The organism is Rhizobium ruizarguesonis, from assembly GCF_017357285.1.
GTDB classification, from domain to species: Bacteria; Pseudomonadota; Alphaproteobacteria; order Rhizobiales; family Rhizobiaceae; genus Rhizobium; species Rhizobium ruizarguesonis.
The window spans coordinates 227,494-241,055 of record NZ_CP071679.1 but is presented as its reverse complement, the minus strand read 5'-3'; the positions used below and the strand labels follow the sequence as shown (position 1 = coordinate 241,055).

Sequence of the window (13,562 nt, the reverse complement as noted above, 5' to 3'; positions counted from 1 at the left end):
GCTCTACCATCCCAGCCGAGCCGATATCTTGCTGGAGGCCTCTTTCAGCAGAACGATGAAGCGGTCGACGTCGCTCTTTTGCGTGCGGAAGGCCGGGGCGCCGACATTCACCGCGGCGATCACGGATCCGTCGAATGCCAGAACCGGCACCGAGACGGAGACGAGTTGATCGCTGACTTCACCGTAACTCACACAAAATCCCTGGCGGCGGATTTTATCCAATTCAGCAACCAGCTTGCCACGATCCGTGATCGTGCGCTTGGTCAGCCGCGGTAAAGTCTCGGGGATCATTTGCAGCTGCACCTGGGGGTGGAGATAGGCGAGAAGCACCTTGTAGGAGCCTGCGGTGAGCGGCCGTCTTCGACCGATCATCGCCTGCACCCGCAAGTCGCGCATCGGTTCGAACTTTGCAATACACAGGGATTCCCCATTGTCGATGATCCTGAGCTGGGTCGTTTCGTTCGCCTTCTGGCCGACTTCTTCAAGAATAGGATTGGCTATTCGCACCAGATCAACCTGTGTCGAGGCAGCGGTGCCGAGAATGATCGCAGTCGTTCCCAGCCGGTAAGTGCCCGTATCGCTCTTCCGCACCAGGCCGCGCCGTTCCAGTGTGCGTAACATGCGTAAAATTCTCGGCTTGGTTTCCCCAATGTTCTGTGCGACCTCGGTCAGTCTGATGTCCGGGTTTTTGGCGACATTCAGCAATACCTCGATGCAGACATCAACAGATTGCACGATATCACCTTTTGACGGTTGTCTTTTGTCCATGGGACCAGAATTTTCTCCGCGACCAAAGCTGAAGGATTGGCGTAGTTTCGAGTTACGCCTATCGTAACGCGCTTGTTTTCCGTTTGACAGCCCCCTTGAGGCCCCCTTACCAATTTGCGTCGAGAGTGGACGGGAACCTGCTCGTACCGACCAAGCAAGGTCGCCCCAAAAACGCTAAACCGGGATGGAAGAAATGGCCGCAAAAACATTGACGCGGGCAGCGATCGGGCTGCTTGGCACGATTGCTATTCCTGCAATGGTCGCCGCACAGGAAACCCCGCTGACGATCGGGATGTCGACGACGCCGACGACGCTGGATCCTCATGAAGACAGTTCGGCGCCAAACAATGCGACCTCGCGCCATATCTGGGACAGCCTCATAAACCTCACGGGAACGTCGGCAAATGCGCCGGAACTCGCCACCGAATGGAAGGTTGTCGACCCTACCCACTGGGAATTCAAGCTGCGGAAGGGCGTGAAATTCCATGACGGCAGCGAGTTCAACGCCGATGACGTCATCGCTTCGCTTCTGCGTGCCCGCGACAAGCCCAGCCAGAGCTTTGCCTCCTACACTCGCAATATTGTCAATGTCACCGCCACGGATCCCTATACCATCGTCGTCGAGACAAAGGTTCCGGATCCGATCCTGCTGAATTCCGTCAGCCGAATTCGCATTATCAGCGCCGATTGCAAGGAGGCACCGGTCCAGGATTTCGACAACGGCAAGTGTGCAATCGGAACCGGGGCCTATTCCTTCGTCTCCTATTCGCCAGGCAGCAACCTGACCTTGAAGCGCAATGACAGCTATTTCGCAGGCCCCTCGCACTGGTCGAACGTCACGCTGCGCTTCCTGCCCGATGACGGCGCCCGTCTGGCATCGCTTCTCTCCAACGAGATCGACATTGTCGAAACCCTTCCTGCCGATGGAATGGCACGTGTGGAAGCGAGCGATAATCTGCAAGTCATCAACGGCCTGTCTTCCCGCTTTGTTTATCTTGGCCTCGATGTCAGCCGCGATGTTTCGCCTTTCGTGAAGGCTGCGGATGGTTCCGATCTCGACAAGAACCCGCTCAAGGATGAACGGGTGCGTCAAGCAATGCTGATGTCGATCAACCGGCCGGCAATCGTCGACCGCGTCATGCAGAAGAACGGCACGGTGGCCGACCAATTCGTCACCCAAGGCTATGCGGGCTATTCCGAAAAAGTCGAGAAGGTGGGTTATGATCCCGCCGCCGCCAAGGCGCTTCTGGCCGAGGCCGGTTATCCCGATGGCTTCAGCCTGACCCTGCACGGTCCCTCTGGCCGTTACGTCAAGGATGCCGAAGTTCTGCAGGCGGTCGGCCAGATGTTCACACGCATCGGGATCAAATCGAAAGTCGAGGTCCTGCCCTGGTCGATGTATTCGGAAGCCTATTCAAAGGGCACCTACAGCACCTATTTCGGCTCCTGGGGTGTGAACACCGGCGAAACCACCAATCCGACTGTCGCGCTCGTCGCGACGCGCGACGAGAAAAAGGGGACCGGCAGATATAATGGCGGCGGCGTGTCCGATCCGAAGATCGACGAGGTGCTGGCCAAGGCGAGTTCGACACTCGATGAAGCTGCACGCGCGCCCCTTCTCGAGGAGCTGTCGACCGAGACCTTCAACAACCTCTGGCTCCTCCCGATGCATTACGAAAACGTCGTGCTGGGTGCGAAGAAGACCGTGTCCTACACCCCGCGCGGCGACAAATATACGCTCGCTTATGACGTGAAGCCGGCGGACTAATGCATGTCGTCCAAAAGCCTGCAGCGGTTTTGGGACAAATAAAGATTTGAAGTGCGTCGCATCGATCCATTCGATGCGACGCGGTTTAACAGCATCATGGGGCCGCACCAGGGCCGTCCCTTTCTTCATCTCCCAGGAGACATTCATGCAGGAACTTGGAACGGGCGAAGCCGTCGCCCGGGCGAAGGCCATCTATGACTATGGCCAGACGGCCATCTTCGCCTCTCAGGCCGATCCCCGCCTCCATATGGTGCTTTATGTGCCACCGACGGCGGCAGACGGCCGCAAGCTCGACCTCCTGGTCGCGGTCCACGGCACCGGGCGCACGTCGGCCATCGACTTCCGCGATGGTTTTGCCGAATTCGGGCTCTACAACGACTGCGCCATCCTTTGCCCGATCTTCCCGGTTGGCGTTCTCGGCGATGGCGCGCGTTCAGGCTACAAGTTTCTTGAGGAAGGCGACATCCGCTACGATCAGGTCGTCCTTGCCATGGTCGTGGAGATGGCCGACAAATACCGCCAGGACTGGTCCAAATTCGCCATGTTCGGCTTCTCCGGCGGCGGGCATTTCGTGCACCGTTTCACCATCCTGCATCCGGAAAAGCTCTGGGCGGCATCGATTGGCGCACCTGGTTCCGTCACTCTTCTGGATCCGACGCGTGACTGGTGGGTCGGCGTTCGGGATCTGGAGGCGCGCTTCGGCAAGGCCTTCCGGCCCGAAGATCTCGCCAAGGTGCCGGTGCATATGATCGTCGGCGACGCCGATCTGGAGACCTGGGAAATCACCCACAAGCCGGGTGGCAAATATTATATGGATGGCGCAAATGACGCCGGCAAAACGCGGCCCGAGCGCCTTGCCGCCTTGGCGAGCTCATTCCGCAAAGCGGGTGTCGATGTGACGTTCGATCGTGTTCCGGGCGTCTCTCACGACCGGATGAAAGTTCTGGGCTACGTCAAGGCCTTCCTGGCAAAGGTGCTGGAGGGCCGTCGCGCAAAATGAGAAATGCAACGATCGTAGCGCCTCAGCCGGAGGCGGTCGAAGCCGGCGCGGAAGTTCTCGAACGCGGCGGCAATGCCATCGACGCAGCACTTGCCTGTGCTTTCGTCCAGGGCGTGGTCGACCCGCAAATGGCCGGCATCGGCGGCTTCGGCTCCATGCATGTCTACATGCCGAAAAAGGGCGTGCACGAGATCCTCGAATTCTATGCGCGCGCGCCGTTGAAGGCTGCGCCGGACATGTGGCTCGACAAGATCAAGCACCAGAGCCGCGACGGCTTCGGCTACGTGCTTGAAGGCAATATTTCGGATATCGGCTACCTTGCCGTCTGCACTCCGGGCTCGCTCAAGGGCTATGAGACCGCGCTGCGCGACTACGGCACCTTCGATTGGGCCGATCTCATCAAACCGGCCATCCGCCTTGCCCGTAACGGTTTCATGATCCGAAACCACATGCACTGGTATTGGGCCAAGGACCAGTCGAATGACGGTTTTGCCAACACGCTCGACAAGCTGCGCTTTTCTGAAACGGGCCGGAAAGTCTATTTCCACGACGACGGCACGCTCAAGAATGTCGGCGACCTGCTCGTCAACAAGGACATGGCAGAGACCCTCGAACGCATCGCGCGAAGCGGCGGCTCGGACATCTTCTATCACGGCGAACTGGCCGAACAGATCGCCGGCGATTTTAAGGAAAATGGCGGCTTGATCGATCGGCAGGATCTGGCGCGCTACGAATTGTCGAAGGTAGAGCCGGTTTGGGGCGACTACCGCGGCAACCGCATCGCCACCTCGCCTCCGCCAGGCTCGGGCTTCCCGATGCTGGAACTCCTGCATATCATGGAGCAGTTCGATGTCGGCTCGCTGCAGCATGGCAGCGCCGAACATGTCCGCATCCTGTTCGAAGCGATGAAGCGGATGACGATCGACAAGGACGCGCATATGGGCGATCCCGCCTATGTCGACGTGCCCTATGAAAAGCTGCTGTCGAAAGAGCATGCAAAGGTGCATGCCGGCGCGATCAAGGCGGGCGAGATCGCCAGCGTATCGCGCCTTGATGGGTCGCAGCGCGACACCACCCACATCTCGGTGATCGACAAGGACGGCAATGCCGTCGCGATGACCCACACCCTCGGCAGTCCCTCGGGCGCGATCACCGACGGCCTCGGCTTCATGTACAATGGCACGATGAGCCGCTTCAATCCGCTTCCCGGTAAGCCCGGCTCCATCGCGCCCGGCAAGCGGCGTCCCAGCTCGGCGGCGCCGACGATCGTCTTTAAGGGCGACGAACCCAGCATCGTCATCGGAGCGCCAGGCGGCAGCTATATTGCGCCCGCCGTTGCGCAATGCCTGATGAACTTGATCGATTTCGACATGTCCGTGCTCGAAGCCGTCTCGGCGCCGAGGATCGTAGGGGTGTCAAATACGATCGACATCTGCAATCGCATTCGACACTCTGTCGAAGACGAGCTGCGGGCGCAGGGCTACCCGGTGGCGCGGTCGCCGCAGACATATGCGTTCGCCGCAGTCCACGCGATCAAGATTGACGGCGGCATCTCGAAAGGCGCGGCCGATCCGCAGCGCGACGGGATGGCGATCTCCGTCGCTTAAAGCATGTCGCGCAAAAGTGCGCAGCGGTTTTGCGACAACGACGTGCGTAGAAACAAAGACGTCGATTCAAAACGTTACAGCGTCCTGCGGCTCTCGAAAAGACGAGCGGCGCTGTAGGGAGAGGTTCAATGGTCACATCCATTATCAGGCGGTTGATACAGGCGTTGTTCGTCATTGTCGCGATGACGATCATTGTCTTCATCGGCGTCAATGTGATCGGCAACCCGGTCGACATCCTCATCAACCCGGACGCCAATCAGGCCGAGCGGGCACTCGTCATCGCGCATTACGGTCTGGATCAGCCGCTGTGGAAACAGTATCTGCTGTTTCTTCAGGGACTTCTGCACGGGGACTTCGGCGACAGCTTCGTTTATGGGCGGCCGGCGCTCGGTCTGATCCTCGAACGTCTCCCGGCGACGCTCGAACTGGCGATCACGGCTCTCGGCATCGCGCTGCTGTTCGGCCTGCCGCTTGGGCTGTATGCAGGGCTCTACCCCAATCGGATTTCCTCCAAGCTGATCATGAGCGGCTCGATTCTGGGCTTCTCGCTTCCGACCTTCTGGGTCGGTCTCATGCTGATCATGGTGTTTTCCGTCGAGCTCGGCTGGTTGCCGACGAATGGCCGCGGCCCAACGCGGGAACTGCTCGGCGCACAATGGTCGTTTCTGACCGCAGACGGCATCAGGCACCTCTTATTGCCCGCCTTCAACCTGGCTCTGTTCAAGACGTCGCTCATTCTTCGGCTGACCCGCGCCGGCGTGCAGGAGGTCCTTCCTCAGGACTATGTGAAGTTTGCCCGCGCCAAGGGATTGCGAGAGCGGCGGATCATTTCCGTGCACGTTCTCAAGAACCTGATGATCCCGGTGGTGACCATCATCGGTCTCGAGTTCGGCTCACTCATCGCCTTTTCGGTCGTCACCGAAAGCATCTTTGCGTGGCCGGGCATGGGCAAGCTCATCATCGACTCGATCAACGTTCTCGATCGCCCCGTCATCGTCGCCTACCTGATGATGATGGTGCTGCTCTTCGTCGTCCTCAATTTCATCATTGATATCTCTTACACCCTTCTGGATCCGCGGGTCCGGCTGGAAGGAAAGGCTTGACCCCATGGCCGAACCAAACACGCAAGACACAAGTGCTCCAGCGCCCGAACCCAGTCGTCTGTCGAAAGGGATCGCGGATTTCTTCAGCTCTCCGGTAGCCGCGATTGCCTTCCTCACGCTGGTGATGATCTGTTGCCTGGCGCTGTTTGCGCCATGGATCTCTCCGCAAAATCCCTATGATTTGATGCAGCTCGACATCATGGATGGACGACTGCCGCCGGGTTCCGAATCCATGACCGGGCTCGTCTATCACCTCGGTACCGACAGCCAGGGCCGCGATATCCTGTCCGGCATCCTCTATGGCCTGCGCACCTCTTTGCTGGTGGGTGTTCTGTCGGCTTTCGCTGCTGCCATCATCGGAACCTCGGCCGGACTGTTCGCCGCTTACATGGGAGGGCGCACGGAAACCGCGATGATGCGGCTCGTCGACCTGCAGCTGTCATTTCCGACCATATTGATGGCGCTGATGATGCTCGCCGTCCTTGGCAAGGGCGTGTCCAACGTGGTGATCGCACTTATCATCGCCGAGTGGGCGACCTATGCCCGCACCGTCCGCGGCACCGCTCTGGTCGAGCGCGAGAAGGAATATATCGAGGCGGCCCGGATGCTGCGCCTGCCCGGATGGCGCATCCTCTTCAGGCACCTGCTGCCGAACTGTCTTGCGCCGGTCATCGTCATCGCCACCATGCAGATCGCCCGGGCAATCGGTCTGGAAGCAACCTTGTCCTTCCTCGGTCTCGGTGCATCCGTGACCGAACCCTCGCTCGGCATGCTGATCTCGACGGGCTACCAGTATCTTCTGACGGGCCTCTACTGGATCAGCTTCTTTCCCGGCATTGCCCTTCTGGTCACGATCGCGGCGATCAATCTCGTCGGCGACCGGCTGCGCGATGTGCTCAACCCGAGGAACATGTCATGACCCCATTGCTGCAAGTGAGCAATCTCGTCACCGAATTCGGTAACGGCAGGGGACGGCCCAGCCTTTGCGCCGTCAATGATGTGTCGTTCACGGTGGAGCGCGGCAAGGTCCTTGGTCTTGTGGGAGAATCCGGATCCGGAAAGTCGGTGACCGGCTTCTCGATCATGCGGCTCCTCGATAAACCCGGCCGGGTTGCCGGCGGCAGGATCATCTTCGACGGCGCCGACATCGCGAAATATTCGGATGAAGAGATGCGGCAACTGCGCGGCAAGCGGATCGCCATGGTGTTCCAGGATCCGATGATGACGCTCAACCCGGTCCTGACGGTCGGTACGCAGATGGTGGAAGCCGTCCAGGCACACGACCGGGTATCGAAGGATACCGCCCGGCAGCGGGCGCGGGATGCTTTGGCGCTGGTCGGAATACCAAGCCCTGAAGAAAGGCTTGCCGCCTACCCGCATCAGTTCTCCGGGGGAATGCGCCAGCGTGTGGCGATCGCCATTGCGCTTCTTCACAAGCCGGACCTCATCATCGCCGATGAACCGACAACGGCGCTTGATGTGACGATCCAGAGCCAGATCATCTCCGAGTTCCAGAAACTCACCGAAGAGGGAAATACGGCGGTGATCTGGATCACCCACGATCTGGCGATCGTTTCAAGATTGGCCGACGAGATCGCCGTCATGTATGCCGGCCGCCTTGTGGAGACCGGACCGGTGGGCAAGGTTCTGACCGATCCTCACCATCCCTACACGGCCGGTCTGATCGCGTCCGTTCCCTCGCAAAACAGACGCGGAGAGCCGCTTCGCCAGATCCGTGGCATGACACCGGCGATCAACCGGCTCCCACAGGGATGCAGTTTTCGTACGCGCTGTGATCGGGCAACCGACGGCTGTCTGGTCATGCCGGCGCTCATGCCGGAAGGCGATCGTTCCTTCCGCTGCATTCATCCCGTAACGAAAGAGGTAGCATGATGATCGCGACCGCCGCGCCCCTGATCGAAGCGAGGAACGTGTCGCAGCGCTTCGGAGCCAAGCCCGACCTCGCCGCCAAGATCGCGCTCAAGCTCAAGCTGGCCAAACCTGCGCCTGTCGTTCACGCGCTTGATAATGTCAGCCTCAGCATTCGGCCCGGAGAGGTTGTCGGCCTTGTCGGCGAAAGCGGATGCGGAAAGTCGACGCTCGGCCGCGCCATTGCAGGGATCACCTCGCCAAGCCAGGGCCAAATTCTTTGGAAGGGGATGGACCGAAGCGCCATGTCGAAAGGTGAGCAGCATCAGTTCGGTCTCGCCAGCCAGATGATCTTCCAGAATCCCATGGCGGCTCTCAATCCGCGCATGACCGTCGAGGAGCTTATCTGGGAGGCGCCTCGAACACATCGGCTTGCCCGCTCGACGGAACGCGACGCCTATGTCGACAGATACTTGATGCTGGCCGGTTTCGACCCGGCCATGAAAAAACGATATCCGCATCAGTTTTCCGGTGGCCAGCGGCAGCGCGTCAATATTGCGCGCGCGCTCGCCGTGCAGCCGAAATTCCTCGTCTGTGACGAAAGCGTCGCGGCGCTCGACGTTTCCATCCAGGCCCAGGTGATCAACCTGTTCATGGAACTTCGTGACAAGCTCGACCTGACCTATTTGTTCGTCAGCCATGATCTCGGCGTCGTGGAACATATTTCCGATCGCGTTGCGATCATGTATCTCGGCCGCATCGTCGAAGAGGCGCCTGTCGAGGAGGTTTTCAGGCGGCCCAATCATCCTTACACGAAAGCGCTCTTGGCCGAGGTGCCGCGCATCGAATCCGGCAAGCGGCAGTTCAAGCCCGTCGACGGCGAACTCCCCAGCCCGATAAACCCGCCGAAAGGCTGTCACTTTCATCCGAGATGCCCGTTTGCGATGGATCGCTGTCATATGGAAGCGCCGGTGAAAAAGGAAATTGCACCGAGGCACCTGTCGGCTTGCCACCTCAACGATGAATGATCTCAAACGATAGGATCGCTGATTGCTTCAGGCAATCATCCCTGTTCTAATGTGCATGAGCGCCGCCCGGACGGGACACTTTTTTCAACCCGGCTCCCGCTGCAGCGGTGTCCGCCAGGGACGCATCGCCGAGCGAGATGACGCCGGTTAGGCGTTTGTCACGATTGACGACGGGAAGGCGGCGGACCTGGACCTGCCCCATATTGCGGGTCACGTCGTCGACATCTTCGTCTTCGAAACAATATTTGACATCGCGCGACATGACTTCGCGCACCTTTGCATCGCCCCCGAGTCCGTCGGCAAGCCCGCGCACGACGAGATCGCGGTCGGTGATCGTTCCGACGAGCCGGTCGTTGTCGCCGACCGGCAGGAAGCCGATCTGCCTGTCGGCCATGCATCTCGCGATTTCGGCTATCGTCTGACTAGGGTTGGCGATTTCTACATCGCGCGACATGATCTCTGACACTTTCATGGTCTTTCCTCCTGCTTGTGCGGTTAGCGGAACGTCAAACGTGAGAGTCGTTCCGAAAGGAGGCGGCTCCATTTATGCCCGCTCCTCCTGGTCGCTCCTCGAACCATCTTCAACGGGCTTATCAGGATCCGACCAGAGGGCCTGGACTTCTGCCGGCAGTCCGTGGCGCACTTTCCGCACCTTGCCCGGATCACTATAGTAACGTAGGCCCCCAAAACCGATCTTACGGTTGGCGTCGATTGAACATGATGATGGTTCGAATCTATCAAACCAGCCAGGGAGACGAAAGTTCCGGAAGCCATCGTTAATTGCTCCGGCCGCATCGTCAGGAATCCGACGTGCCCTCCTCCTCCACGAATATCCCCCAAGCGGCGATGAAGAGAGCGGCTATCAGCGGCCCGATCACGAAACCATTGATGCCTAGTAGAGAAATGCCGCCAATGGTGGAAATGAGGACAACATAGTCGGGAAGCTTGGTCTCCCTGCCGACCAGGCGCGGCCGCAGAAGATTATCGACAAGACCGATGACGAGGGCGCCGACCGCAACCAGCACAATCGCCTTCACCCAAAAGCCGGCAAGGGCCAGGTAAACGGCCGTGGGTATCCAGATCAATGCGGCGCCGACCGCAGGCAGCAGCGACAGGAAGCTCATCAGCACGCCCCACAGAAGGGCTGGTTCGACGCCGAGTGCCCAGAAGGCGATCCCGCCGATCGAACCCTGGATGATGGCGATGATAATATTGCCTCGCACGGTCGCGTGAATGACCGAGGTGAATTTGGAAGTGAAGCGCAGCGTATGGGCGTCGCTGAGAGGCAGCGCTCTTCTGATGACACCGGCAAGGCACGCCCATCCCGGAATACGAAGAACAGGAGATAGAGCATCACGCCGAAGGTCACGAAGAACCGCAGGGTGTTCTGGCCGAGGCTCAAGGCACGCCCGGCAAAGAAGCCGCCGCCCTGCATCAATGCCGAGGAAACGCGATCCTGAAACGTATCGGCGCCATTCAGCTCGATCTTCCGGAGCCAGTCGCGGAGGAACAAGGGCAACGCTTCCTGCATTTTCTGGATAAAGCTTCGGACATCGATCTCGCCGCTGTCCATGCGTTGGTAGAGAAGGTTGCCCTGCTGGACGAGTGAACTGAGGACGATCAGCCCGGGAATGATAACGACGCAAAGACAGATCAGCACGGAGAGCGCTGCAGCAAGGTTTGCCCACCCACCCAGCCGGGCCTCCAAACGGGCGTGAAACGGGAAGAAGATGATAGCGAGGACGACTGCCCAGAATATCGCCGAATAGAACGGTAGCACGACGGCGACGAACGCAATGGTCACGAGGACCAGAAGCACATAGAAACTGACACGCTGAAGGAGCATTCGATCTTTCCGCTTCGAGACCGCGATGATGGTAGCACAGATGCGGCGGTAGCGCTGGGCCTCCCCTCCACCCTAACGGCGCGATAACGCAGGCGCCGTCTCGCAACCGGCCGGAACTTCTACCTGCGATTTTCGTTATGCGGCTCATGTTAATGAAGCAATCAGTCCAGCCGACGCTCGGAACTACAATTCACGTAGAAGATCAGGATGTTCACATCATTGACGGTGGCAACCCACATGGCATTCCAGTCCTCCTGCTGCATGGCTGCGGCAGCCTTGCGCAGGAAATTTTGTTTCCCTTCGACAACAGCGATTTCCGGATCATTGCACCCGACCGCCCTGGCTATGGATTGAGCACGCCGCTTGCACCGGCTGAGCGTGGACCTGAGGGACAGTCCTTCTGGCTTGAACACCTTCTCGCCTCTCTTGACCTGCCGGAGGTGACGATCGTCGCGCACTCGATCGGCAGCGCAGCCGCGTTATACCTTGCGGCAAGAAGACCGGACCTGGTCAGGGGGCTTTTTCTCATCTCTCCATGTTGCAGGCCAGTGCCGCCGAAGCCGTTGATTGTGCTTAGATCGGCGGTCGCCCCGGTGGTCGGGCCGTTGATCCGCCAGCACGTCATCGGCCGGTGGCCCGCATTCTTTCTCGATCGAGGCCTGAGGTCGTCCTCCTTTCCCAATCCCCTGCCTTCTCATCTCTCGGACCTGCCGGCCTCTCACGTGGTCAATCCCATTACCATCCGCACGATGGCAGACGAGTTGCGCGCCTTCAACCGAGACATGGAGCGCCTTCCAGATCTGCCTGGCGATCTTCCCCTGCACGTTCTCTTCGGGATGGCGGACCGCGTGATTTCACCGAACTGGCATATCGATTGGCTTTGCAGGAAGCATCCGGGGCCGATCGTCAGATTGCTGAAAGGTGTCGGGCATTTGCCCCATCATGTGGTCCCTGCCGTGGCGCGACGGATGCTTGGTGACCTTGTGGAGGCATCCGCACAAGAAACGGAACTCCCGCGTGTGAGGAGCATCGGCTCGCAGGCGGTTGCGGAAGCGCCATCTCGCAAAGAGTACATGCCGGTCTTCAGAGGAGATGAATCCCCGGCCCTTTAATTCGAAGCGCCGCGGCATTCCAGAGCAACGATGGGGCAATACCAGACACAGGAGACCCGCGACCCGATCTCTGCCTTTAGGGTGGAGATGATTTTTCTATTGTGGCAAATGAAAAATCTGATTTACTGACGCTTCGCTGCTTGGCTTTAAGGGGGATATTGCCGATGCCGTGGACACGCAGAAATATTGTGCTTGGTGGATTGGCGTTACTTGGCGCCGGTGCAGTCCGGAAACCGGCATTCGCCGCGGCGTCTTCCTTTTTCGACGGCACCATCGTCGACAATGGCGTGACGTTCCGAAGAACCAACTTCGCCAAGATCGACAAGAAGTGGCACCGCCAGGTCGTCAAATATTTCAGCAGCGAGCCGATCGGCACCGTCGTCGTCGATACGAGACACCATTTCCTCTACGTGATCATGGAGAACAAGACGGCCATCCGCTACGGCGTCGGCGTCGGCCGCGAGGGCTTCAAATGGTTTGGCCGCGCGACGATCGACAGCAAATCGCTTTGGCCGCGCTGGACGCCGCCGCCTGAGATGCGCAAGCGCCATCCCGAACTGCCCGAATTCGTGGCGGGAGGCTCACCGAAAAATCCACTCGGTCCCCGCGCCATGTACCTGCATCGCGACGGCGTCGACACCGGCTATCGCTTCCACGGCACGCTGGAGCCGTGGAGCATCGGCAAGGATGCGTCGAGCGGCTGTATCCGCATGTTCAATGAAGACGCCATCGATCTTTACCAGCGTTGCCCGATCGGCACCGCGGTGCAGGTTCTGCCGCATATTGCCGATCAGGCTGAGAATGCCGCGCAGGTCAGCCAAACAACTCCGGTCGAATGAGGAATATCACCCTGATGTCTGCTCCGACCGGATATGTGAGGCGCCTTGCCGCCGCAGCCATGCTCCTGGCGCTCGCCGCCTGCAGCACCACCGATATCGCCTCCGTGGAAGAACCTGCTGCGGCGCCGATGACCGGCCAGACCAACGATCCGGCGCCCGGTTTCGAGAATGTTGCGATGGGCAGCGAAGAGGATTTCATCCTCAATGTCGGCCGGCGGATCTACTTCAAGCAGGATTCCGCAACACTCGATTCCGTCGCCATGGCAACCCTGGATAACCAAGCCGCCTGGCTCAACAAGAACCCGTCCTGGCTGCTCAAGCTGCAGGGCTTTGCCGACGATTCCGGTTCCGCATCCAAGATGGAGACGCTGTCGCAAAAGCGCGCCGATGCGGCGATGGCCTATCTCGCCTCGAAGGGCGTGGAGGCCAGACGCATGTGGGCCAAGGGCTACGGCAACGACCGCGAAGTCCGCGACTGCACGGAGCGCTCTTGCAAGGTCCAGAACAGGCGCGTCGTCTCCAATCTGCGTGCTCAGCCTGACGCGGTCTGATCCAGCTCGAACCACTCAACGCTTGGCGCAGAGGCGCCAAGCGCTATCGGCCCGGCTCAGCTCGAATACGA

12 protein-coding genes and 1 pseudogene are annotated in these 13,562 nt (G+C 59.6%); 10 read left to right on the top strand and 3 right to left on the bottom strand.

Annotation, left to right across the window (positions count from 1 at the left end; all coding sequences use genetic code 11):
- Window positions 1-3: 3 nt before the first annotated feature.
- Window positions 4-768 carry an IclR family transcriptional regulator gene (locus tag J3P73_RS25660; RefSeq protein ID WP_027688109.1) on the bottom strand — a complete coding sequence of 255 codons (765 nt, stop codon included), beginning with the start codon at window positions 766-768 and terminating at the stop codon, window positions 4-6.
- Between the two features lie 193 nt (window positions 769-961).
- Between J3P73_RS25660 and J3P73_RS25655 the strand changes: the two genes are divergently transcribed.
- From J3P73_RS25655 to J3P73_RS25625, 7 genes are all read left to right on the top strand, one after another.
- Window positions 962-2,536 (top strand): ABC transporter substrate-binding protein, encoded by a 1,575-nt coding sequence (locus J3P73_RS25655; protein ID WP_024321568.1) that lies wholly within the window; start codon window positions 962-964, stop codon window positions 2,534-2,536.
- A 145-nt stretch (window positions 2,537-2,681) separates the two neighbouring features.
- Window positions 2,682-3,536, top strand: a complete 855-nt coding sequence (locus J3P73_RS25650; RefSeq protein WP_130656361.1) for an alpha/beta hydrolase — start codon at window positions 2,682-2,684, stop codon at window positions 3,534-3,536.
- Window positions 3,533-5,143, top strand: coding sequence for a gamma-glutamyltransferase (gene ggt, locus J3P73_RS25645; RefSeq protein WP_130693125.1), 1,611 nt, complete (start codon window positions 3,533-3,535; stop codon window positions 5,141-5,143). Before J3P73_RS25650 ends, ggt begins: the two co-directional genes overlap by 4 nt.
- A 128-nt stretch (window positions 5,144-5,271) precedes the next feature.
- Window positions 5,272-6,246: an ABC transporter permease gene (locus J3P73_RS25640; protein WP_130693126.1), complete on the top strand. Its 975-nt coding sequence runs from the start codon at window positions 5,272-5,274 to the stop codon at window positions 6,244-6,246.
- Between the two features lie 4 nt (window positions 6,247-6,250).
- A complete protein-coding gene (locus J3P73_RS25635; protein ID WP_130693127.1) occupies window positions 6,251-7,165 on the top strand; it encodes an ABC transporter permease in 915 nt (304 codons plus the stop codon).
- Complete coding sequence (locus J3P73_RS25630) at window positions 7,162-8,139, top strand: ABC transporter ATP-binding protein (RefSeq protein ID WP_027688114.1); 978 nt, start codon at window positions 7,162-7,164, stop codon at window positions 8,137-8,139. Before J3P73_RS25635 ends, J3P73_RS25630 begins: the two co-directional genes overlap by 4 nt.
- Window positions 8,139-9,143 (top strand): ABC transporter ATP-binding protein, encoded by a 1,005-nt coding sequence (locus tag J3P73_RS25625; RefSeq protein WP_027688115.1) that lies wholly within the window; start codon window positions 8,139-8,141, stop codon window positions 9,141-9,143. The genes J3P73_RS25630 and J3P73_RS25625 overlap by 1 nt, the downstream gene beginning before the upstream one ends.
- A gap of 46 nt (window positions 9,144-9,189) precedes the next feature.
- On the opposite strand, the gene J3P73_RS25620 is transcribed toward J3P73_RS25625, so the two are convergent.
- On the bottom strand, window positions 9,190-9,615 hold the full coding sequence (locus J3P73_RS25620) for a CBS domain-containing protein (protein ID WP_024321575.1): 426 nt from the start codon (window positions 9,613-9,615) through the stop codon (window positions 9,190-9,192).
- Window positions 9,616-9,940: 325 nt separating this feature from the next.
- Window positions 9,941-10,989: pseudogene (locus J3P73_RS25615) on the bottom strand (AI-2E family transporter).
- A 137-nt stretch (window positions 10,990-11,126) separates the two neighbouring features.
- Between J3P73_RS25615 and J3P73_RS25610 the strand changes: the two are divergent.
- From J3P73_RS25610 to J3P73_RS25600, 3 genes are all read left to right on the top strand, one after another.
- Window positions 11,127-12,101, top strand: coding sequence for an alpha/beta fold hydrolase (locus J3P73_RS25610; protein ID WP_024321577.1), 975 nt, complete (start codon window positions 11,127-11,129; stop codon window positions 12,099-12,101).
- A gap of 164 nt (window positions 12,102-12,265) precedes the next feature.
- A complete protein-coding gene (locus J3P73_RS25605) occupies window positions 12,266-12,940 on the top strand; it encodes a L,D-transpeptidase (protein ID WP_024321578.1) in 675 nt (224 codons plus the stop codon).
- A gap of 14 nt (window positions 12,941-12,954) precedes the next feature.
- Entirely contained in the window at window positions 12,955-13,491 is a 537-nt protein-coding gene (locus J3P73_RS25600) for an OmpA family protein (protein WP_024321579.1), read from the top strand.
- Window positions 13,492-13,562 lie beyond the last annotated feature (71 nt).

What these genes read in the sequence shown, in the direction of transcription:
- J3P73_RS25655 (WP_024321568.1), top strand. Translation starts at nt 962, where the DNA reads ATGGCCGCAAAAACATTGACGCGGGCAGCGATCGGGCTGCTTGGCACG.
- ggt (WP_130693125.1), top strand. Translation starts at nt 3,533, where the DNA reads ATGAGAAATGCAACGATCGTAGCGCCTCAGCCGGAGGCGGTCGAAGCC.
- J3P73_RS25600 (WP_024321579.1), top strand. Translation starts at nt 12,955, where the DNA reads ATGTCTGCTCCGACCGGATATGTGAGGCGCCTTGCCGCCGCAGCCATG.
- J3P73_RS25650 (WP_130656361.1), top strand. Translation starts at nt 2,682, where the DNA reads ATGCAGGAACTTGGAACGGGCGAAGCCGTCGCCCGGGCGAAGGCCATC.
- J3P73_RS25625 (WP_027688115.1), top strand. Translation starts at nt 8,139, where the DNA reads ATGATCGCGACCGCCGCGCCCCTGATCGAAGCGAGGAACGTGTCGCAG.
- J3P73_RS25610 (WP_024321577.1), top strand. Translation starts at nt 11,127, where the DNA reads ATGCGGCTCATGTTAATGAAGCAATCAGTCCAGCCGACGCTCGGAACT.
- J3P73_RS25630 (WP_027688114.1), top strand. Translation starts at nt 7,162, where the DNA reads ATGACCCCATTGCTGCAAGTGAGCAATCTCGTCACCGAATTCGGTAAC.
- J3P73_RS25640 (WP_130693126.1), top strand. Translation starts at nt 5,272, where the DNA reads ATGGTCACATCCATTATCAGGCGGTTGATACAGGCGTTGTTCGTCATT.
- J3P73_RS25635 (WP_130693127.1), top strand. Translation starts at nt 6,251, where the DNA reads ATGGCCGAACCAAACACGCAAGACACAAGTGCTCCAGCGCCCGAACCC.
- J3P73_RS25660 (WP_027688109.1), bottom strand. Translation starts at nt 768, where the DNA reads ATGGACAAAAGACAACCGTCAAAAGGTGATATCGTGCAATCTGTTGAT.
- J3P73_RS25605 (WP_024321578.1), top strand. Translation starts at nt 12,266, where the DNA reads ATGCCGTGGACACGCAGAAATATTGTGCTTGGTGGATTGGCGTTACTT.
- J3P73_RS25620 (WP_024321575.1), bottom strand. Translation starts at nt 9,615, where the DNA reads ATGAAAGTGTCAGAGATCATGTCGCGCGATGTAGAAATCGCCAACCCT.